We start from the raw sequence: 21,356 nt of genomic DNA, 5'->3' as shown, positions 1-21,356 counted from the left end.
GAAAACCCGCTTCTTATGGGGGACAGAGCGGCCGATCCGTGGCCTGTTGCAGCGAGCGATCCATGCTCAATGGTGGCTATCGGCGGATTACTCGAATATGTAAGTAATTTGCGCCAGCATGATAGGTACTTTTCGCCGATCAGCTAGGTAGGAAAAGTGGGCACGTTTCAAGAAGCCGGCTTTCCGTCGCCGCAGGTAACGTGGCAGGACGACTTATTATCCGAGCAGGACCCGATCAAGGGAGAAACAATGAGCATGGCCACGGATCGGTCCGCGCAGGTATCCCAGGCGCATCCCGCGGACCGCCATGACCTCATACGGGTGATGGGCGCGCGGGAAAACAACCTCAAGGACATCAGCGTCGAGATTCCCAAACGGCGGCTGACAGTGTTCACCGGAGTCTCCGGATCGGGCAAGAGCTCCCTGGTTTTCGCCACCATCGCCGCTGACTCCCAGCGGATGATCAATGAGACGTACAGTGCCTTCCTCCAGGGCTTTATGCCGTCGCTGTCCCGGCCCGACGTCGACAGGCTGGAAGGGCTGACGACGGCGATCATCGTGGACCAGGAGCGGATGGGCGCCAATCCGCGTTCCACGGTCGGCACTGCCACCGATGCCAACGCCATGCTGCGCATCCTGTTCAGCAGGCTGGGCAGCCCGCACATCGGCTCCCCCAACGCGTACTCCTTCAACGTGCCGTCGGTGAAGGCCAGCGGAGCGATCACGGTTGAACGCGGCGGCAAGACCAAGGCGGAGAAAGCGACCTTCAACCGGCTGGGCGGTATGTGCCCGCGGTGCGAGGGCATGGGATCGGTCAGCGACTTCGACCTCACGGCGTTGTACGACGACAGCAAATCGATCCTGGACGGGGCCCTGACCGTCCCGGGCTACAGCATGGACGGCTGGTACGGCCGGATTTTCAGCAACACCGGCCTCTTCGACGCATCAAAACCGATCAACCGGTTCACGAAGAAGGAGCTCCAAGCCCTCCTCTACCAGGAGCCGACCAAGCTCAAGGTGGAAGGCATCAATGTCACCTTTGAAGGCTTGATCCCCAAGATCCAGAAGTCCATCCTCTCCAAGGACCGGGAGGCGATGCAGCCCCACATCCGTGCCTTCGTGGATCGGGCCATCACCTTCTCGGCCTGCCCCGAGTGCGGCGGCACCCGGCTCAGCCAGGAAGCGCTGTCCTCGAAAATCAATGGGAAGAACATCGCCGACCTGTGTTCCATGCAGATCAGCGACCTCACCGACTGGGTGCGGGAACTCGACGAGCCCTCGGTCACTCCCCTGCTGGCCGGCCTGCAGCACCTGCTGGATTCCTTCACCGAGATTGGCCTCGGATATCTCTCCCTCGACCGCCCCTCCGGGACCCTTTCCGGCGGCGAATCACAGCGGACCAAGATGATCCGCCATCTGGGCTCCTCCCTCACCGACGTGACCTACGTCTTCGATGAGCCAACGATCGGACTGCACCCGCACGACATCGAACGGATGAACCAGCTCCTGCTGCAACTGCGGGACAAGGGCAACACCGTCCTGGTGGTGGAGCACAAGCCGGAGATGATCGCGATTGCCGACCACGTGGTGGATCTGGGGCCGGGGGCCGGCGCCGGCGGCGGCCAGATCTGCTTCGAGGGCACACTCGAGGGCCTGCGTGCGGCGGATACCGTAACGGGACGGCACCTCGATGACCGGGCCCAGCTGAAGGATTCGGTGCGGCAGGCCAGCGGCGCCCTTGAGGTCCGCGGCGCCTCCACCAACAACCTCCAGGACGTCGACGTCGATATTCCGCTCGGGGTGTTCTGCGCGCTCACCGGGGTTGCCGGTTCAGGCAAAAGCTCCCTCATCCGGGGTTCAGTGGCAGGGCGCGACGGCGTCGTAGTTATTGACCAGAGCGGGATCAAAGGTTCCCGGCGCAGCAACCCGGCGACCTACACCGGCCTGCTGGAGCCGATCCGCAAGGCTTTCGCCAAGGCCAACGGCGTGAAGCCGGCACTGTTCAGCTCCAATTCCGAGGGCGCGTGTCCGGTCTGCAACGGTGCCGGCGTGATTTATACCGACCTCGGTGTGATGGCGACGGTCGAATCCACCTGCGAGGAATGCGGAGGTAAGCGGTTCCAGGCCCAGGTACTGGAGTACACCCTGGGCGGACGCAACATCGCGGAAGTCCTGGCCATGTCAGTGACGGAGGCCGAGGACTTCTTCAGCGACGGCGAACCCCGGACACCCGCAGCTCACAAGGTGCTCTCCCGGCTCGCAGACGTTGGGCTGGGCTATCTCAGCCTGGGTCAGCCGCTGACCACGCTTTCGGGCGGTGAGCGCCAGCGGCTGAAGCTTGCCACGCAGATGGCGGAGAAGGGTGACGTTTACGTCCTCGACGAACCCACTACGGGACTGCACCTGGCCGACGTCGAGCAGCTGCTGGGACTGCTGGACCGGCTGGTGGAATCGGGTAAGTCGGTGATCGTGATCGAGCATCACCAGGCGGTGATGGCGCATGCGGACTGGATCATCGACATGGGGCCCGGAGCGGGTCACGACGGCGGGACGATCGTCTTCGAGGGAACACCGGCCGATCTGGTGGCCGCCCGCTCCACCCTCACCGGGGAGCATCTGGCCGCGTACGTGGGCCGCTGACGGCTGGGCCGTTTCCTGCCTTCGGGAGCCTGATGGATCCTGGCCTCCGGCAGGAACCGGCTCAGCTGCCCGCGGGCTGGTGCCCCTGGGATTGCGGCCCCTGAGGCGGTGTTGGCAGCTTAGCCGGCGACGTCGAGATACACGGCGCCGCCCGAGGACGCCGTAGGCACGCTGCGGATAAGTTCGGCCTGCTTGCGGATCATGCGGGACTCATTGCGCAGCTGCTGGTACGCACGCTGCTGAGCCAAGGACAGCAGCCTGGCCCGCGTCGCGAACTGTGCCGGGAGCGGACCGAGGTCGTGCGGAGGGTGCCAGGCGTTTGCGACGCTCTGTGCCTGTTCCAGGACGGTGCTGCCGTCCAGAAACGCCTCCAGGTTGTCTTCAAGCTGGGTCAGGATTTCATCCCAGCGCTCCAGGTTCTCCTCATCCGCCGGGTCCTCCCCGAGGTACTGCTCCGTGGGTTCAGCCGACACCGAGGGTGCCGCCTGTTCCGGTGGGTGCGGGTGCCTGGGCAGGCAGCTGGGCAGCTGCCTCGTGCCACGCTGCACGCAGCGGCTCAAGCAGGTTGATGCACTCGCGGGTCATGGCCGCACTGTGCTGGAGGTTCGCTTCCACCAGGGCCTTCATCACGTAGCCGTAGATGGCTTGGAGGTTCTCGCCGCCCTCCCACTCGTCGACCTTGAGGGTTCCGCTGAGCTCGGCCACGATCGCCTGCGCGTGGATCAGCTGCTCCGAGGCGGCTGGCCAGTTTCCGGCCTGCTGGGCGGCCTCGGCCCGGTTCAGGTCCAGCAGCATCCGGTCATAGAGCATGGTGAGCAGCCGGACGGGAGACGCAGACATCACTGCGTCCCGGATGTATTCGGCCCGTTTGGCCTGCAGCCCGTAGCTCACGGTCACTTGCTGCCCGAGTTGGAGCCGTTGAGCGAGGCCAGCTGTCCAGTCAGCCACTCCTGCTGGGACTGCAGACGGCTGAGCTTTACTTCCAGATTGGTCCAGATAATTTTCAGCGTGGATTCGCGGCTGACCAGGCGCCGGTCCCATCCCTCGATCTGGGAATTGAGGTCCTTGAGCGTGGTTTCCTGGCCGGTGATCCGCTGGGTGAGCACACCCTCGTATTTGTCAGAGGCTATCTTGCCAGCCGCTTCGATCCGTCCGGAAATGGTCTGGAGGGCGGCCTGCGTCTTCGCCGGGTCCGCCGTCATGGCCTCGGCGAACTTCTCGGCGTTGAATTCGACGGTGCCGTCCTTCGTGATGACAATGCCGATGTCCGACGGCGACCGTCCGTCAATCGGTGCGGTAGCCGCGTCGATGACCTGGCGTTTTACGTCACGGATGCTGGCGTCGCCGGTAAACAGTCCGCCGGTGGTGGTCGTCACGCCATTCTTGGTGGTGACCGTGACTGCGCTGTTCTTATTGATGAACCCGAAGACGTCAGCCAGGGCATCGACCAGTTCAGAGGCAACCTTGGAGATCGCTTCGTCGTCCCGCTCCACCGTCAACGTAACGGCGGTGTTAGCTGGCGTGTTGGCTGCGAGGGTGATATCGACCCCGGGCATGAGGCCCTTGAAAGTGTTGGTGGAGGAGGTGATCTCCTGTGCGGCGGGCGTCCCGGCCCAGAGGGTGAGTTTTGCATCCTGGGCGGTCTTCAGCACATCCAGGTCTGTTCCGTCGATACTGGCCGTGAAGGCTCCTTCAGCACCGGTCTTCGTGGCTGTGAACTGGACGCGGTACTGCTGGACCCCGTTCACGCTGCCGGTGGCAATTTTTACGCCGGTAACGCCCAGATTGGCCTTGTTGACCTCGCTGATGACCTGGTCAATGGACTTATCCGTGGTGTCGAAGGAGGTGGTGGTCCCGTTGGCGGAGATGGCGAGGGCACTGTTGGTGGGCCAGGCGGCAATCGCTGAGGAAAGCGAAACCTGGGCGGTCGCGTTCTGGGTGATGGAGATGTCCAGCGAACCTGGTGCTGCACCGGCTCCGACGGTGGCGGTGAGCTTATCCGAACTACTCGTGGCCTTGTAGAGGTCCGTGCCAGCCGGTTTGGACACTTTGAGCGCGTTCTCCGTCAGCGACGCAATCTTGGCGTTGAGGGACTGGAGGGCACTGACGAAGCTCTGGGTGATGCTGGCCTTGTTCTTCAGCAGCAGCTGCGGACGGGCTTCGATCTCCATGAGCTGCTTGATCATCTCGGTGGTCTTGATACCGCTGATGATTCCGTCGATGCCTAGCGCCATGTGTTTACTCCTTGTACGTTCCCTGCACTGCATCCGGCAGGGGTTGCTAAAACGCTTCAGGCAGGGAATGGGCTGACGGGGGAAGAGTGAGGTCCAAGTCGATCTTCTCCCGCCAGCGGCCATTCACCTGCCGGTTAAGCGGTTACTGCTTCTACTGCTTTGGTGCTGATACCGCTTCTGAATCCGTTATTACTGCAGGAGCTGCATAACGCCGGAGTTCATCTGGTTGGCCTGGGCCAGCATTGCAGTGGCGGCCTGCGAGAGGATCTGGGACTTGGTGAAGTTACCCATTTCCGCTGCCATGTCCGTGTCGCGGATGCGGGAGTTGGCGGCGGAGAGGTTCTCGACGGACACCGCGATGGAGCGTGCGGTGGATTCCAGGCGGTTCTGCTGTGCACCGAGGTCCGAACGGGAGGTGGAAATCGCCGTGATGGCGGCGTCCAGAGCCGTGATGGTCGTCTTGGCGGCTGCGTTGTCGGTGACCAGGAAGTCAGTTGCACCGGTAGCGCTCATGAGCCCGCCGATGGCCGTGGTCATGTCCGTCAGGGCGATGGAGATGGAATCCGTGGCCCCGCTTCCGGCACCAACCTGGATGTCCATGGTTCCGGCAGTCATCAGCGCGATCCCGTTGAACTTGGTGCCCGTGGCAATGCGGTTGAGCTCCATGCCGAGTGCGTCGGCTTCCTTCTTCAGCGCACCCAGGGATTCGGCGTTGTTGGATTCGTTACCACCCTGGACAGCGAGGTCGCGCATGCGGTTCAGGACGTTGTGGACCTCGGTCAGGGCGCCTTCAGCGGTCTGGATGACGCTGATGCCGTCCTGGGCGTTGCGGCCAGCCTGGGTCAGGCCCGAGATCTGGTTCTTCAGGCCCTCGGAGATGGCCAGGCCGGCAGCGTCGTCAGCCGCGCGGTTGATGCGGAAGCCGCTGGACAGGCGCTCCACCGACTTGGACTGAGCCGACTGGTTCAGGTTCAGGTTACGCATCGCGTTGAGCGAAGAGGTGTTAGTTGCAATTGTGAAACCCATGATGAATTCCTCCGTGATTGGGCGATAACTACGAGGCCCATCCGTGGGCCTGTACCCCTAGCTATCGACCCGTGCCCCACGCGTGTTAGGAATTTCGAAAAGTTTTTTCTGCCGGTTTGAGACTTAGGACACTGCAGTAACTAGGACACAGCAGTGTTCAGGACGCCGTGCCCACCCGGTGCAGAGAACCCCGTGGGATGGAAATGCGGGTCCTGGCGGGTGAGGCCACCGGCCGTCCACTCCGCCACCGAAGACAGGTAGGCGTTGCGCCGGGCCGGCGAAATGCGGGATTCGATCGGAGCCGGCGTCTCGGTATCCGAATAATGCGTCCCCAGGCCGTCGCGCAGCAGGCGGACCGCCTCGGCACGCTGCTGGGATACGGCGGAGTGCGTGGCGCCCAGCTCCGCGGCCAGGTCCTTGACGGACCGGTCATGGAAGTAGACCTGCTCCACGATGTAGCGCATCTTCTCCGGCAGGGCAGCCACGGCCGCACGGAGGTACTTCATGCTCTCCGCGGTCAGTACTGAGCCCTCCGGCGAAGGCAACTCGCTGACCAGGGCATCAGAGGCAGAGTCATCAAGGTGTGACACCGTGCGCGAGGCATCAGCCAGCGCATCCTCGGCCGCGGTGCGGTCAACGCCCATGGCGGACGCTATCTCGTCCACCTTCGGGTTCCGGCCGAGCGCTGCTGTCAGCGCTTCCTTCACCGCGAGCGTTTCCTTGATGCGCTTGCGGGCCGTCCGGGTGGCCCAGTCATTCGAGCGCATTTCGTCGGCAAAAGCCCCAACGATCCGGCGGCGCGCGTAGGCGCCAAAGGGCACACCAAGTTCCCCGTTAAAGGAGTCAGCGGAAGTGATCAGGGCGATGGCCCCAACGGATGCCAGATCGTCCCTGGAGAGATGTGTCACTTTGGCACACACCTCTGAAACCAGATATCCGACCAGCGGTAAGTTCTCCACAACCAGACGGTTGCGTTCTTCGCGATTCAACTATGGACCCCCAAGTCCTTGTTCCCCAACAAAATACGCTTGCCGCTAGGACAGGAGCTGAGTCTCCCGGGAGATTCCATACTTTGGCGTAATAAGTGCAACATACCACTAACATTGGGATTGCAAACGCCGATAGGTGTGTCTGACGGATTAAAAGTTTTTCAGCCTGTGGGGGCGGGTGTCTTTGAAACCGTTGCCGGGTGTGGTTCCACATCCATCGGAGACAAAGCACTCACGTGCATCGCAGGAGGTGAGCTAGACATGGGTACCCAGAAATTGTCCGCATTACTCTGGGAAGAACGGGAACTGTTAGAGCTCCTGACCTTCAAGCTCGAGGAAGAACAGCTGCTCCTAACCTCGGGGAAAACGCGCTGGCTCCAGCACGCCACCCGGGAAGTGGAGCAGGTTCTTGACCGCCTGCGAATCGCGAATCTGGCCAGGACGGTGGCCGTTTCCGAACTCGCGGAGGAATGGGGCATAGCCGAAGATGCAACTCTTCGGCAGATCATTGCCGCAGCACCTCCCGGACCGTGGACTGAAATTTTCACGGCCCACCTGCAGGCGATGACGGAACTGACAGTGCGGATCCGCGACCTGCGGGACACCAACGAACAGTTCCTGCGCACTGCCGCACGCTCGGCCCAGGAAACCCTCGCCGGCCTGGGCACCGAGAGCAAGACATACACATCCAGCGGCACCTCAGCCAGGCCCGGCAGCGGTGCCCGCATAGTGGATAAGCAACTGTAGAGACCGTGAACAAAGGAATCATCACGCCATGAGCACCTTCAGCGGCCTGAACACCGCTTACACCGGTCTGAGTGCCGCACGCAGGGGACTCGACATCGTTGGGCAGAACATTGCCAACGTCAACACTCCGGGGTACACCCGGCAGCGGGTCACCACCTCCGCCATGGGCGGGGCATCCATTACCGGCAGGTTCTCCACCGGTGCGCGGCCCGGCGAGGGCGTCTCCGTCGATGGGATCGCCCGTCTCGGCAGCCTGCAGCTGGATGCCCGGGTCCGGGCCACAGCCTCGGCAGCCGGCTTCTCCGCCGTACGGGCCAATGCCCTGGCCGGTCTGGAAACCAGCCTGAACGAGCCCGGGAAGAACGGCATTTCCGCCTCCCTCGGCGAGTTCTGGGCAGCATGGCAGGGTGTCTCCAAGTCCCCCGGGAACGAGGCCGCGGCCACTTCGCTGCTTGGGCAGGCCAACATTGTGGCTGGGCAGATTGCCACCGGTTACAAGGCTGTGGAGGAGCAATGGACCGGCGCTTACAAGCAGCTCAAGGACATGGAGGCGGAGCTTAACGGCGCGGCCTCGCAGATCGCCTCGCTGAATGCGCAGATCCGCACAACCCTGGCTTCCGGCGGAAGCGCTAATGAATTGATCGACCAGCGCAATGCGCTAACGACCACCATCGCCGCCCTGGCCGGCGGAACGGTCCGCGAATCGGAGAACGGCATGGTCGATGTGCTGATCGACGGCAACGCCATCGTCTCCGGGGATACCGTCCGACCCGTGCAGGTCGCCGGCGGGGTTGCCATGGGATCCGAAGCCCCGCGCCTGGAATGGAGCCACCGTCCCGGGTCCAACATGGCCGTCAGCGGCGAAATCGCCGGTGCGCTCAGCATCCTCGCCCCTGCGTCCGACGGCGGAACTCTCGCCTCCGCTGCGGAGGGCTACAACAACTTCGCCAAGGCCCTGGCCAGCGCGGTCAACGGGGTCCACAACGGCGGCGTGAACACTGCCGGTACCGTGATGGGTGATTTCTTCAGTCACGGCACCGATCCCGCTGCGCTTTCACTCAAAGTCATTCCGACCGGTGCCGACGGGATCGCCACCGGGGCCCCGGGCCAGGGCGCACAGGATAATTCCATCGCTGACGCAATCGCGCAGCTGGGCTCCGGCCCAGGCTCGCCCGACTCGGTCTGGGCGAACTTTGTCAGCGGCATCGGCGCCAGCGCCCGGGTGGAGATGAAGCAGGCGGACCTCGCCGGGCTTGCCGCTTCGTCCGCCGTCGGTATGCAGCTGTCCAACTCCTCGGTGGATCTGGACGAGGAAAACCTGAACCTGCTTGCCTACCAGCACGCCTACCAGGGTGCTGCCCGGGTCATGACAGCCATCGACGAAATGCTCGACACCCTCATCAACCGCACCGGCATTGTGGGAAGGTAACCCGTGATCTCCCGTACCTCCAACCTGATGCTGGCGCGCAACGCCCAGCAGAACCTGCAGGCGAATATTTCCCGGCTGGCCAAGCTGCAGGAGCAGGCCCAGACCTCCGCAGCGATCACCCGGCCTTCGGACGATCCGTCCGGCACGGCCGACGCCCTGAAGGTCCGCGGCGAAATCCGGGCCAACAGCGCGTACAAGAACAACATCACGGATGCGAACAGCTGGCTCGCCACGCTCGACGGAGCCATGACCCGCACCACGGAGATCCTTACCAAGATCAAGGACCTGGCCATTACCGCGGCCAGCGCGACGACGACGCCGGCCAGCAAGGCCGCCATCGCCACCGAGGTGGAGGGCCTTAAGGCGGATCTCCTGGCGCAGGCGAACACCTCACACCTGGGCCGGAACATCTTTGCCGGCAACTCCGACGCGGGGTCCGCCGTGAAGGTGGACAACTCCGTTGACCCCGCCGTCTACACGTTCACGGGTGCCTCCGACGGACCGGTCACCCGCCGGCTGGATGCGAACACCACCGTCCGCGTTGATGCCAGTGCCGAGGCAGTCTTTGGCGACGTCTTCACCAAGCTTGATTCCCTGGTCTCGGATCTGCGGGGCAACGGGGACATCAGCAAACACCTGGCCGGCATCGATGCGAGCAGCGACAACGTACTCTCCCAGCACTCCGACGTCGGCATCCGCCATGCCCGCGTCCTGAAAGCAGAGGAAGCCAACATGGAGCAGGCCGTAAGCCTGGAATCCCGGCGCTCCGGCATCGAGGACCTGGACACTGCGACGGTCATCATGGACCTGAAGCTCCAGGAACTGGCCTACCAGTCCTCCCTGGCCGTAACGGCCAAGGTCCTGCAGCCCACTTTGATGGACTTCCTGCGATGAGCACCGTGACGCCGGTCCGTTTCCTTGCCCCGCCGCCCGGGCTGGAACCCCTGACGGCATTCGATCTGGTGGACGTGGAGGGTGCCAGCGGACTGTACTCGCTGACCGGCACCGAGTCATCCGGCGGAAAGCGCCGCTTCTATGCGATCGACGCATCCGTCTACCTGCCCGACTACAACCCGGAAATCTCGGACGAGCAGGCGCGGCAGCTTGGACTCGAAGACCCGGCTGATGCCCGCGTTCTGGTGGTCGCCAACCCGTCCGACGGCGGGACCACGGTGAACCTGCTTGCCCCGGTAATCGTCAACACCCGGACCTGGCAATGCGCCCAGGTGATCCTGGAAGGCGGCGACTGGCCGTTGCGGGCCCCGTTGGAAGCTGCAGCGGCGGCCTAGCCCGCCCCACAGAACGAAGCCCCACAGAACGAAATAGCAGAAGAGGCTCTTCCCAGCGATGGGAAGAGCCTCTTCTGCTATTTCGGTTCAGGCCCAGGCCTGGTGCCGGGGATTAGGCGAAGTCGGACGTCGCCGGGTCGGCGCCGAAGCGGGTGCCGTTGTCCAGGGCGTTGATCGCCTCGATGTCTTCATCGGACAGCTTGAGGTCCAGGGCAGCCCAGTTCTCCTGGATGCGGGACTCGGTCACGGACTTCGGGATCACGATGTTGCCGAGGGCCAGGTGCCAGGCGATGACCACCTGGGCGGGGGTGGCGCCGTCGTACTTGGCTGCGATTTCCTGCAGTACCGCGTCATCCAGCAGGCCCTTGCCGGAGCCGAGCGGGGAGTAGGCCTCGTGGCGGATGCCGTGCTTCGCCTCGAACTCACGCAGTTCGGTCTGGGCAAGGTACGGGTGGGTTTCCACCTGGTTCAGGACGGGGACGACGCCGGTGGCATCGATGATTTCCTGCAGTGCCTCGACCGTGAAGTTGCAGACACCGATCGACTTGACCCGGCCGGACTTCTGCAGCTCGATGAGCGCCTTCCAGGTGTCAACGTACTTGCCCTGCTTCGGCTGGAGCCAGTGGATCAGGTACAGGTCCAGGGATTCCAGGCCCAGGCGCTCCATCGAAGCGTCGAAGGCGGCCAGCGTTTCTTCGTACCCCTGGTCGGCGTTCCAGACCTTGGTGGTGATGAACAGGTCTTCGCGCGGCAGCCCTGAGGCGGCAATGGCGCGGCCGACGCCGGCTTCGTTGCCGTAGATCTTGGCGGTGTCGATGTGGCGGTACCCGGCCTCGAAGGCCATGCCTACGGTCTTTTCCGCGAGGTCGTCCGCGACCTGCCAGACGCCGTAGCCGAGCTGGGGGATGGTGTGGCCGTCATTGAATGGGACGAGAGGAGATGTAGTCATGCTCCCCATCCTGCCAAGACATTGGCACTGTCCCGACCAAATAGGCTGCTGTTTGCTTGACGCGAAATCCGTCTCCGCCGCTGGAACGGCGAGGGGCGCTTCCCTGGGTGCCTAGACCGGAGAGCCGTTGGGCTGTTCCGGGAGGAGGACGCGCTCTGCCTCCGCGATGTCCTGCTCCACGAGCTGGGCCCTGCGGCGGACGTTTTCAATCCCCGAGGAGGCGATCCCCCAGCGCTCACCTTCCAGCCGGGACATGGCCGCTGCTTCCGCGGTAGCCGCAAGCGAATTGCCTGACCGGGAGAGGGCACGGTGGACGCCGGTCAATCCGCCCGGGATGTCCTGGCCGGCGCTGGGAAGCTGCTTCTGGGCGGAGACGCAGACCGCACGGACCCGGGGCAGCAGTCCGGAAAGTTCGTTGGCTACGAGGGCCAGCTCGTTATAGAGGGCATCGTCCTCCACCCCTTCGAGCATCTGGTGGTAGCGGTCCAGGCCACGGGTGAAGCGGTCGTGAGCCCGCCGCCACACACCCATGCCGAGTTCAGCGTCGTCCTTGCGCCCCTGCCGGGCTGCTGCGAAAAGTGCCATCTTGCAAAAATTCTACAGATACTGGCCGGGTCCTGCGTGGGGTTCGATTCGGCCCCCCGCTCCGGGGCCCTGCCCCGGCTGGCCCTGGACGGCACCGGCGCGGCGCGGTTCGCCGTCTTCCCCGACCACCACGCCCGGGGCGAGGACCGTTCCGGGCGGCAGCTGCCTCAGTTGCAGACGGCTCTGCATCTGCTGATTGGCGGTCTGCTGGGCTACGATCGCGGTTTGGATGCCGCGGAACAGTCCCTCCAGCCAACCAACCAGCTGTGCCTGTGCGATGCGCAGCTCGGCGTCGGTGGGAGTGGCGTCCTCAAGGAACGGCAGGTTGATCCGCTGCAGTTCGGTGACCAGTTCCGGAGCCAGTCCGTCGTAAAGTTCCTTGAGCGATCTGGCGTGGATCTCGGCGAGCCGGTTACGTGCCGCATCGTCCAGCGGAGCGTTGCGCACCTCTTCGAGCAACTGCTTGATCATGGTGCCGATGCGCATGACCTTCGCGGGTTCATCCACCAGATCGTTCAGCTTCGCGGGCCCGGATTTGTCCTGGCTGTCTGCGGCGTCGCCCTGTTTGCCTGCACCGTCTTGGCGCCCCGAACCGTCCGGCTGGGCCGGTGCTGCCGGACCCTGCGCCGTCCCGCTGCCTGGGCTGGCATCGGTGCCGTCCCGCTCCGGGAACTGGGACGTTTCTCCGGTCGGAGCCGCGGGGATCTGAGCCCCGGTCGCGGCCGCAGATCCGTTCTGTTCAGTCATGGATTAATGCTCTCACGCTAGGTCCGGGTTGTTCCGGGGTTCAGTCGCTTTCCAGCTCTTCCTCCCGCTTTTCCGCGTACTCGCCGTTGGGACTCAGCCCGGCAGCGTACTGGCCGGCGTTGAGCTGGCCAGAGGTGTAGTGCCGTGAATCGAATTCAGGACCAGAGTCCTTTTCCCCCTGTGGGAGGAAGACATCCTCAGCCAGATGTTCGTCCTCGTTATCCGGTTCCGGGAAGGGAATGCTGATGTCTTCGCGGAGGTGCGGGTCCTGGGGCAGGTCTTCTTTTCCGGGCATCTACCCAGCAAAGCAGGATCGGGCACCGGCCTCAAGGCCCGGCGGGTTCCATCGGGAGGGCAGAAACAGTTCCGTTCGGCCCTCCCGATGGGTTGGTGGTCAGCAGCAGCGACCGCCCGGATTGTGGTCCTGGCGGTCCATCTTCTCCTTCCAGAATTCCCGCTCTGTCATTGGCGGGCCGCTGCAGCCTGACGCAGTGTGGTGCGCCTGGTACTTGCGGTAGGCGTCCTCCCCCATAACGTCACGGAAGAAACGCACCAAGCCGCGCAGGTGACCGGCGATGGCGGCTGCCATCAGTGTCCGGCTCCCGCCGTCTTGGGCGACGGCTTCTTCTCCTGCGGCAGTGCCTTCCACTGTGCCTCGATCTCCTTCTCCAGCGGTGTGCCAAAGAACCCTGCCGGCGCGAAGGTCCGCGACGGTACCGCCGGGTCTTCGGCGCTCGGGGCACCTCCGGAACGGTAGGAACGGACCGAAGCCATCACCGCGGTGACGATCACGATGATCGCCAGCGTCACGAACAGGATGGACAGCACCCCCTGGACGAAGGTGTTGCGGACCACTGCTTCCATGGCTTCCACGCTCTTGGCGGTGCCGAAGCTGGTTTCTCCGGCTTCCAGCGCCTTCCGGAACGCGTTGTGCTGCGCCCAGTAACCGACGGCGGGGACCGCCGAGAAGATCTTGTACATCGAGGCGGTGATGGTCACGACGGCGGCGAAGGCCAGCGGCAGCGCCACCACCCAGATGTACTTGAACGCGTTCTTTTTCGCCAGGATGGCCAGGCAGATGGCCAGTGCAATGGCTGCCAGGAGCTGGTTGGCGATGCCGAAGAGCGGGAAGAGCGTGTTGATTCCGCCCAGCGGGTCGGTCACGCCCATGATCAGGATCGTCCCCCAGCCTGCGACCATAATGGCCGTACAGATCCAGGCTCCCGTCCGCCATGACGTGTCGCGGAACTTGGGGACAAAGTTGCCGATCGAATCCTGCAGCATAAAGCGCGCAACGCGGGTTCCGGCGTCGACCGCGGTCAGGATGAACAGGGCCTCGAACATGATGGCGAAGTGGTACCAGAAGGCCATCATGGCCGGCCCGCCGATGAAGCTCTGCATAATCATGGCGAGGCCGACGGCGAGGGTCGGAGCGCCGCCGGTGCGGGAGACAACTGACTCTTCGCCGACGTTGGCGGCCAGCGAGGTGAGCATGTCCGGGGTCAGGTTGACCCCGGCCAGGCCGAGGGAATTCACGAAGGCGACGGCACCCTCCACGGTTCCGCCGGTGGCTCCCGCCGAGGCATTCATGGCGAAGTAGATTCCGCGGTCAATCGAGATCGCGGCCACCAGGGCCATGATGGCCACGAAGGATTCCATCAGCATGCCGCCGTAGCCGATGAACCGGGTCTGGCGTTCCTTCTCGATCATCTTCGGGGTGGTGCCGGAGGCGATCAGCGCGTGGAACCCGGAGAGCGCTCCGCAGGCGATGGTGACGAAGAGGAACGGGAAGAGTGGGCCGGCAACCACGGGCCCGTCGGCCCGGGAAGCGAACTCGCTGAATGCCGGAACGCTGATTTCGGGTCGGACGATGATGATGGCCACCGCCAGCATCACGATCGTGCCTACCTTCATAAAGGTGGAGAGGTAGTCACGCGGGGCCAGCAGCAGCCAGACCGGAAGGATAGCGGCGATGAACCCGTAGATGATGATGCCCCAGGCGATGGTCCCCCGCTCCAAAGAGAAGAGCGCGACGCCCCACTCGGTGTCGGCGATCCAGCCGCCGCCCACGATCGCGAGCATCAGCAGCACGAAGCCGATGATGGAGACCTCGGTGACCTTTCCGGGCCGCAGGTAGCGCAGGTAGACCCCCATGAACAGCGCGATCGGAATAGTCATCGCCACGGAGAAGACGCCCCACGGGCTTTCGCCGAGGGCGTTGACCACCACCAGGGCCAGGATCGCCACGATGATGATCATGATGGTCAGGGTAGCGACCAGGGCGGCGGTACCGCCGACCAGGCCCAGTTCCTCGCGGGCCATCTGGCCCAGGGAACGCCCGCCGCGGCGCATGGAGAAGAACATCACCAGGTAGTCCTGGACCGCGCCGGCCAGGATCACTCCGACGATGATCCAGACCGTCCCGGGGAGGTAGCCCATCTGGGCGGCCAGCACGGGGCCGACCAGGGGTCCGGCACCCGCGATGGCGGCGAAGTGGTGACCGTAGAGCACCCGCCGGTCGGTGGCGGCGTAGTCCTTGCCGTCAGCCTTGTACTCAGCCGGGGTGGCACGGCGGTCATTGGGCTTGAGCAGGTTCCGCTCGATGAATTTGGAGTAGAACCGGTAGCCGATGAAATAGGTGCAGACCGCGGCGAACACGAACCAGATGGCGTTGACCGTTTCGCCGCGGACGATGGCGAGCATGGTCCAGCTGATACCGCCCAGCAGGGCGATGCCCGTCCAGAGCGCAATCTTGGCCGGCGTCCAGCTGCGCTCTTCCGCCTCTGCCGCGGCGTCGTCGACGGCTACCGGCGGCAGGTCCGGATCCTGGACCAGGAGATCGGCGTCTAAGGCGCCTGGACGGGGCCGGTCCGGCCCCGTCCGGTGACGTTTGTTCTCACTCATGGTGCTACCCCTTATCAGCAGTGCGGTTCCGCACCTCCAGGGGTGCGGGTGATGCGCACGAGGGTAGCAGCGGCCACATGATCTGGATCACACATTCGCCGGGCCGGCCTGTTTCGTTTCGGTGGCAGCACCCAGTTTTGCGCCGAGTGGTCGCACCTGGCACCGCGGCGGCACTATTGATCCCGGCGCAGGTGCAGAATCGGAAAAGGCCGGCCCTGGTCGTCCACTTCGGAACGGCTGGCCTCTTTGAAACCCTTCGCGGCGTAGAAGGCACGCCCGCTTGGGTTGTCCTGATTGACGTCCACGAGCACGGTTTCCTGTCCTTCCGAAAGGGCAGCTAGGAGCCGGGAGCCTATCCCCCGTCCGTGGACGGCAGGGTCAACGAACAGCATGTCGATCTGGCCGCCAACCCCGGCACCAAAACCGAGGAGGCGGCTTTCGCTGCACGCCACGAGCAGCCCTTCTGCTTCGGCTAGGTACCCCGGGAGGCTGCCTTCGTACCAGTCAATATCGGCGGGCGTGAGGAAATCGTGGGTCGCTTCCACTGCCCGGCACCAAATGGCAACGAGCTCAGGATGGTCTGCGCTCCGGGCGCTGCGGATACTGGTCTCCATGGAGTCCACGCTATCGCCCTCCACGTCAGCTACAGGTCAGCTACAAGGTCAGGAGAATCTTGCCGATGTGCTGGCCGGAGTCAAAGTACTCGTGGGCGGCCGCAGCTTCGGCCAGCGGGAAGGTGCGGTCCACCAGCGGCTTGACCGTCCCGTCCTTGAGCATCGGCCAGACGTACTCTCCGACCGCCGCCATGATGGCGCTCTTCTCCTCTTCCGGGCGGCCGCGCAGGGTGGTGCCCATAACGGCGGAGCGCTTGGTCATCAGCGCGTTAAGATCGATTTCGGCCCGGGTGCCGCCCTGCAGCCCGATGATGACGAGCCGGCCGGCGACGGCGAGCGCATCGATGTTGCGCTGCAGGTACTTGGCGCCCATCACGTCCAGGATCACGTCTGCGCCGCGGCCGCCTGTTGCCTGGCGGACTTCCTCCACGAAGTCCTGCTCCTTGTAGTTGATCAGGACTTTGGCACCCAGGCTTTGCGCCAGTTCCAGCTTCGAGGCGCTTGACGCCGTGACCATAGGGACGGCACCGAACGCGGCCACCAGCTGGATGGCCATAGTGCCGATCCCGCCGGCCCCGCCATGGATGAGCACATACTCGCCTTCCCGCACTCCGGCGGCCATAAAGAGGTTCGAGAACACCGTGGCCGCCACCTCGGGCAGGGCAGCCGCCGTGACCAGATCCATATCCGCCGGGACCGGCAGCACCTGGCCTGCGGGAACCGTCACCTGCTCCGCGTAGCCACCACCGGAGAGGAGCGCGACGACGTCGGCTCCGACTTCCAGGCCTTCGACTCCCGTTCCCACGGCAGACACCCGGCCGGAGACCTCCAGGCCCGGGTAGGCCGGTGCGCCCGGCGGCACGGGGTAGTTCCCCTGCCGCTGCAGGACATCGGCACGGTTCAGTCCGGCAGCGGCCACATCTATCAGGACCTCACCGGGAGCGGGCACCGGTGCCGGGACGTCCTGAAGCTCCAGTGCGTCCGGTCCCCCGGGATTGGTGATGACGATGGCTTTCATGGGGGCCTCCTGCGGGGTGGAAAGATTTTGGCGAATTGGGCTCATCTGCCAGAATACTAGCGGGGAAGGTTGTCCGAGCGGCCGATGGAGCTGGTCTTGAAAACCAGTGTGCGGTAACCCCGTACCAAGGGTTCGAATCCCTTACCTTCCGCACCTGCACCCCGGTTCACTGAGCCGGGGTGCTTTTCTTTGCCGGTGGTGCATGCCAATGCATAATCTGCCGGCATATTACTTTGCCGATTCATCAGCATGCTTTCACTGAAATAGGGTTGACACGTGGTTTCCGGCCCATTTGGGGGGTGGACCACCAAACCATTTTCTGATTGAGGAGCTATGACTATGCATTCGGCCCATAAGACGCCATTGTCCCGAGCCGGAAGAATTCTCGCCGCAGCGTCGCTTACGGCTTTGCTGGCGGGGTGTGCAGTGCCCTTTCCCTCCGCAGGGGATAAATCCTCCGATGAGAAGCCTGCTTCGGCAGCCGCTTCACCGACGGCCGAAGAGGTAGTTGAGAAGGTCGAGGAAATCGATCCGGAAACGGTGGACGCCATTGACCTGAACGTCGGCGACTGCCTGATTGAGCCGGACGGCGAGCAGATCACCGAAGTGGACGTCCTGCCGTGCACGCAGGAGCACGACAGTGAGGTCTACGCGGCCAAGGATATGACCGGCACCGAATACCCGGGGGAAACCGCGGTTGATGATGCAGCCGCTGAATTCTGCGTCGCCGAATTCCAGGCATATATCGGCACGGATTATCAGGAATCGGTGCTGAATATCGGGCTGATCACACCCACGTCCTACTCTTGGACCCTCGGCAATGACCGGGAAATCCTCTGCACCGCCTACCGCATGGACGGCTCACCGCTGACCAACACCATCCGCAACTCGCAGGTCTAACTGCACTACTTCAGAAGGGGCCCGGCGCACTCGGTGTGCCGGGCCCCTTTTTGCTTTGTCAAGAGCGGATGCCTGTTCGGACTTCAAACCCGGCATCTCCACTGGTCAATCCACCCCCGCTGGGATATGCAAAGAGGGTTCACCGCACCCCACTGCTGCACCATCCGGTTTGCTACCGCTTGCCCTGCTGCAGCATCCATTCCACTGAGGAGCATGAGGCATGAGACCTACGCGATGGAAGGCAGTGCTGGGGACAGCATTGTCCGCCGGCCTGCTGGCCGGCCCCCTGGCGGCAGTGCCCGCCCACGCCGAGGAAGGCGTTCCCGGCATCATCATCAATGAGGCCTACCTGAGCGGCGGGAGCACCAACGCTCCGTACGCCAACAAGTTCGTGGAGCTCTACAACCCCACCGCCGCGCCGGTCAGCTTGGATGGATGGTCCCTCCAGTACCGCGCGGCCGGCACAACGACGCCGCCCACCGGAGTGGGCCGGCTTGCCGGAACAATTCCGGCCGGCGGCTACTACCTGGTCCAAGGCGCGAGCAATGGCACTTCCGGCGCTCCCCTGCCCACCGCAGACGCCACCATCGGTGCCAGCTTCTCCGGAGCCGCCGGCACGCTTGTGCTCTCTAACCAGGCCACGGCTGTGAACCCGCTGCCCACCGGCTCGGTTCTGGGCCAGGCCGGAGTCGTGGACCTGCTCGGCTACGGCACCTCAAACACGTTCGAGACAGCGCCGGCCACTGCGCCCGCCGGCAACAGCGACCCGAAGTCCCTGAACCGCACAGGCTTCGCGGACAGCAACAACAACGCCGCTGACTTCACGCTCAACGCCGAAGTCACGCCCAAGAACACCGCCGGCGGCGGAACCGATCCGGTCGATCCGACCGATCCCCCGGACGGCGCCGTGTCCATCGCGCAGATCCAGGGCACCGGAGACGCCAGCCCGCTCGTCGGGCAGAGCGTCACCACCCGCGGCAAGGTCACCGCCGCGTACCCCACCGGCGGATTCAGCGGCTACTACCTGCAGACCCCGGGAACCGGCGGCACGATCGATCCAGCAACCCACACCGCCTCGGATGGAATCTTCGTCTTCTCCGCGGCCACCGTAGGCCAGGTCGCCGTTGGCGACTACGTCGAGGTCACCGGCACCGTGGGCGAGTACTTCGGCCTCACGCAGCTGACCGTCGCCGCCGGCGGCGCCCTAAGCAAGCTCACCGAACCCGCCGAAGAGGTCAAGCCCGCCACCGTCGCCTGGCCTGCAACCGACGCGGAACGGGAAACCCTCGAAGGCATGCTCCTGGCACCCCAGGGCGACTTCACCATCACCGATAACTTCTCGCTGAACCAGTACGCGGAAATCGGCCTTGCAGCCGGCACCGAACCGCTGGTCCAGCCCACCGCCGTCGCCCCGGTGGGCACCCCGGAACATGCGGCAGTTGCCGCCGCGAATGCAGCCAAGGCCGTGAAGCTCGACGACGGCGCGACCACCAATTTCCTCGCCGCAGCGAACCAGTCCAAACCGCTGCCGTACCTGACCCCGTCCGGCCCGGTCCGCGTTGGTGCGCCTGTTGCGTTCACCACGAATGTGATCCTGGATTTCCGCAACAGTGCCTGGAAGTTCCAGCCGCTCACCGAGCTGACCCCCGCCAACGCGGCTGCCGTCCAGCCGGCATCGTTCGAAAACACCCGCACCGCAGCACCGCAGAGCGTGGGCGGCAACCTCAAACTGGCGTCGTTCAACGTGCTGAACTACTTCAGCACCACCGGCGACTCCCTTTCCGGCTGCACCTTCTACAACGACCGCTCCGGCGCTCCCATCACAGTCCGTGGAGGCTGCGATGCCCGCGGCGCGGCCAACGCGGACAATCTGGAACGCCAGCAGGCCAAGATCGTTGCGGCCATCAACGCCCTGGGCGCCGACGTCGTCGGGCTCATGGAAATTGAGAACTCAGCGGAACTGGGCCAGGACCGCGACACGGCCCTGGCACACCTGACCGCGGCCCTGAACGCAGCGGCTCCGGGCACCTGGGACTACGTCCGCTCCCCCGCGGCCCTGCCCGACGCCGAAGACGTGATCCGCACGGCCTTCATCTACCGGACCGCGAGCGCGGAACCCGTGGGTGAATCCGCGATCCTCAACGACGAAAGCGTGTTCTCCAACGCCCGTGAACCGCTTGCCCAGGCCTTCAAGCCCGCCGGCGGAGCGGACAGCGAATCCTTCGTGGCGATCGCGAACCACTTCAAGTCCAAGGGCTCGCCCCCGGCCTCCGGGGAGAACGCGGACAATGGCCAGGGCGGCTGGAACGCCGACCGCGTCCGCCAGGCACAGGCCCTGGTGTCCTTCGCTGACACCGCCGCAGCCGACGCAGGCACGGAGCGGGTTTTCCTGCTGGGTGACTTCAACTCCTACGCGGCCGAAGATCCCATGCGCATCCTGGCGGAGGCCGGGTACGTGAACCTGGGCGATGCCACCGGCAAGCACTCCTACGCCTTCGGCGGACTGGTGGGCTCACTGGACCACATCCTCGCGTCCCCGGCCGCGGCCGAAGACGTGACCGGCACCGACATCTGGAACATCAACTCCGTGGAGTCGGTGGCCCTGGAGTACAGCCGTTTCAACTACAACGTCACCAACTACTACGCCCCGGACGCCTACCGATCCTCCGACCACGACCCCATCCTGGTCGGAATGGACCTGAGCCCGGCCGCGGCGGAAACCACCGAGCTGAACCTGCTTAACATCAACGATTTCCACGGCCGGATCGACTCCAACACCGTGAACTTCGCCGGCACGGTGGAGCAGCTCAAGGCCGCAGCACCCGAGGGCGGCTCGCTGTTCCTCTCGGCCGGAGACAACATCGGCGCCTCGCTCTTCCCGTCCTCGGTGCAGCAGGACCAGCCCACCATCGACGTCCTGAACGCCCTGGGCCTGCGGGCCTCGGCGGTCGGCAACCATGAGTTCGACGCCGGTTTTGCCGACCTCACGGACCGGGTGGTCCCGGCGGCGGACTTCGAGTACCTGGGCGCCAACGTCTATCTCAAGGGCACCACCACCCCGGCACTGCCGGAATACACCATCCTGGACGTGAACGGCGTGCAGGTGGCCGTGATCGGCGCCGTCACCGAGGAGACCGGCACCCTGGTTACCCCCGGCGGCATCGCCACCCTCGAGTTCGGGGACCCGGTGGAAGCCGTCAACCGCGTGGCCGAGCGGCTCGCCGCCGAAGACCTGGCCGACGTCATCATTGCCGAATACCACGAGGGCGCAGGAGCGGGCACGCC

The 21,356-nt window shown here is 64.5% G+C and carries 20 protein-coding genes and 1 tRNA gene; 8 read left to right on the top strand and 13 right to left on the bottom strand.

All coding sequences use genetic code 11. The annotated features are described in order from the left end of the window. The first annotated feature begins 249 nt into the window (after positions 1–249). Positions 250–2,640 (top strand): excinuclease ABC subunit UvrA, encoded by a 2,391-nt coding sequence (locus tag RTN46_RS09255; protein ID WP_312180785.1) that lies wholly within the window; start codon positions 250–252, stop codon positions 2,638–2,640. A gap of 119 nt (positions 2,641–2,759) precedes the next feature. Here the strand turns inward: RTN46_RS09255 and RTN46_RS09250 are convergent, their stop codons facing one another. The 5 genes from RTN46_RS09250 to RTN46_RS09230 form a co-directional block, all read right to left on the bottom strand. After that, positions 2,760–3,113: a hypothetical protein gene (locus RTN46_RS09250; RefSeq protein ID WP_312180772.1), complete on the bottom strand. Its 354-nt coding sequence runs from the start codon at positions 3,111–3,113 to the stop codon at positions 2,760–2,762. Then, positions 3,103–3,531 carry a flagellar export chaperone FliS gene (gene fliS, locus RTN46_RS09245; RefSeq protein ID WP_312180770.1) on the bottom strand — a complete coding sequence of 143 codons (429 nt, stop codon included), beginning with the start codon at positions 3,529–3,531 and terminating at the stop codon, positions 3,103–3,105. Before fliS ends, RTN46_RS09250 begins: the two co-directional genes overlap by 11 nt. Positions 3,532–3,533: 2 nt before the next feature. After that, complete coding sequence (gene fliD / locus RTN46_RS09240; protein ID WP_312180768.1) at positions 3,534–4,874, bottom strand: flagellar filament capping protein FliD; 1,341 nt, start codon at positions 4,872–4,874, stop codon at positions 3,534–3,536. Between the two features lie 189 nt (positions 4,875–5,063). After that, a complete protein-coding gene (locus tag RTN46_RS09235) occupies positions 5,064–5,900 on the bottom strand; it encodes a flagellin (RefSeq protein WP_312180766.1) in 837 nt (278 codons plus the stop codon). A gap of 140 nt (positions 5,901–6,040) precedes the next feature. Then, entirely contained in the window at positions 6,041–6,889 is an 849-nt protein-coding gene (locus RTN46_RS09230; RefSeq protein ID WP_312180765.1) for a sigma-70 family RNA polymerase sigma factor, read from the bottom strand. 261 nt (positions 6,890–7,150) lie between these two features. Here RTN46_RS09230 and RTN46_RS09225 point away from each other — a divergent pair, with 261 nt between their 5' ends. Genes RTN46_RS09225 through RTN46_RS09210 form a run of 4 tightly spaced genes read left to right on the top strand, consistent with a single transcriptional unit; the run spans position 7,151 to position 10,354 of the window. After that, complete coding sequence (locus tag RTN46_RS09225) at positions 7,151–7,636, top strand: flagellar protein FlgN (protein WP_312180764.1); 486 nt, start codon at positions 7,151–7,153, stop codon at positions 7,634–7,636. Positions 7,637–7,664: 28 nt separating this feature from the next. Then, entirely contained in the window at positions 7,665–9,065 is a 1,401-nt protein-coding gene (gene flgK / locus RTN46_RS09220) for a flagellar hook-associated protein FlgK (protein ID WP_312180763.1), read from the top strand. A 3-nt stretch (positions 9,066–9,068) separates the two neighbouring features. Beyond that, entirely contained in the window at positions 9,069–9,959 is an 891-nt protein-coding gene (locus RTN46_RS09215; protein WP_312180761.1) for a flagellin, read from the top strand. Beyond that, the gene (locus RTN46_RS09210) at positions 9,956–10,354 is read left to right on the top strand and encodes a flagellar assembly protein FliW (protein WP_312180760.1); all 399 of its coding nucleotides are present in this window, start codon (positions 9,956–9,958) and stop codon (positions 10,352–10,354) included. Before RTN46_RS09215 ends, RTN46_RS09210 begins: the two co-directional genes overlap by 4 nt. A 112-nt stretch (positions 10,355–10,466) precedes the next feature. On the opposite strand, the gene RTN46_RS09205 is transcribed toward RTN46_RS09210, so the two are convergent. From RTN46_RS09205 to RTN46_RS09170, 8 genes are all read right to left on the bottom strand, one after another. Then, on the bottom strand, positions 10,467–11,303 hold the full coding sequence (locus RTN46_RS09205) for an aldo/keto reductase (protein ID WP_312180758.1): 837 nt from the start codon (positions 11,301–11,303) through the stop codon (positions 10,467–10,469). A gap of 111 nt (positions 11,304–11,414) precedes the next feature. Next, positions 11,415–11,888, bottom strand: coding sequence for a hypothetical protein (locus RTN46_RS09200; RefSeq protein ID WP_312180757.1), 474 nt, complete (start codon positions 11,886–11,888; stop codon positions 11,415–11,417). Between the two features lie 12 nt (positions 11,889–11,900). Further along, the gene (locus RTN46_RS09195) at positions 11,901–12,635 is read right to left on the bottom strand and encodes a bacterial proteasome activator family protein (protein WP_312180756.1); all 735 of its coding nucleotides are present in this window, start codon (positions 12,633–12,635) and stop codon (positions 11,901–11,903) included. Positions 12,636–12,675: 40 nt separating this feature from the next. After that, positions 12,676–12,930 (bottom strand): hypothetical protein, encoded by a 255-nt coding sequence (locus RTN46_RS09190; protein ID WP_312180755.1) that lies wholly within the window; start codon positions 12,928–12,930, stop codon positions 12,676–12,678. A 99-nt stretch (positions 12,931–13,029) separates the two neighbouring features. Beyond that, the gene (locus tag RTN46_RS09185) at positions 13,030–13,224 is read right to left on the bottom strand and encodes a YbdD/YjiX family protein (RefSeq protein ID WP_312180753.1); all 195 of its coding nucleotides are present in this window, start codon (positions 13,222–13,224) and stop codon (positions 13,030–13,032) included. Continuing rightward, complete coding sequence (locus RTN46_RS09180; protein WP_312180751.1) at positions 13,224–15,539, bottom strand: carbon starvation CstA family protein; 2,316 nt, start codon at positions 15,537–15,539, stop codon at positions 13,224–13,226. Before RTN46_RS09180 ends, RTN46_RS09185 begins: the two co-directional genes overlap by 1 nt. Positions 15,540–15,712: 173 nt before the next feature. After that, positions 15,713–16,153, bottom strand: coding sequence for a GNAT family N-acetyltransferase (locus tag RTN46_RS09175; protein ID WP_312180750.1), 441 nt, complete (start codon positions 16,151–16,153; stop codon positions 15,713–15,715). Positions 16,154–16,193: 40 nt separating this feature from the next. Beyond that, entirely contained in the window at positions 16,194–17,171 is a 978-nt protein-coding gene (locus RTN46_RS09170; protein ID WP_312180749.1) for an NAD(P)H-quinone oxidoreductase, read from the bottom strand. A gap of 63 nt (positions 17,172–17,234) precedes the next feature. Between RTN46_RS09170 and RTN46_RS09165 the strand changes: the two genes are divergently transcribed. The 3 genes from RTN46_RS09165 to RTN46_RS09155 form a co-directional block, all read left to right on the top strand. Next, a tRNA-Ser gene (locus tag RTN46_RS09165) sits at positions 17,235–17,322 on the top strand. Positions 17,323–17,597: 275 nt separating this feature from the next. Further along, complete coding sequence (locus tag RTN46_RS09160) at positions 17,598–18,071, top strand: septum formation family protein (protein WP_312180748.1); 474 nt, start codon at positions 17,598–17,600, stop codon at positions 18,069–18,071. Positions 18,072–18,291: 220 nt separating this feature from the next. Next, positions 18,292–21,356 (top strand): ExeM/NucH family extracellular endonuclease (locus tag RTN46_RS09155; protein WP_312180747.1); only part of this gene is annotated, 3,065 nt, incomplete at its 3' end.

It is taken from the genome of Arthrobacter sp., from assembly GCF_031988865.1.
Classification (GTDB): Bacteria; Actinomycetota; Actinomycetes; order Actinomycetales; family Micrococcaceae; genus Arthrobacter_B.
The sequence above is the reverse complement of the archived record's forward strand: the minus strand, read 5'-3'. Positions and strand labels throughout refer to the sequence as shown.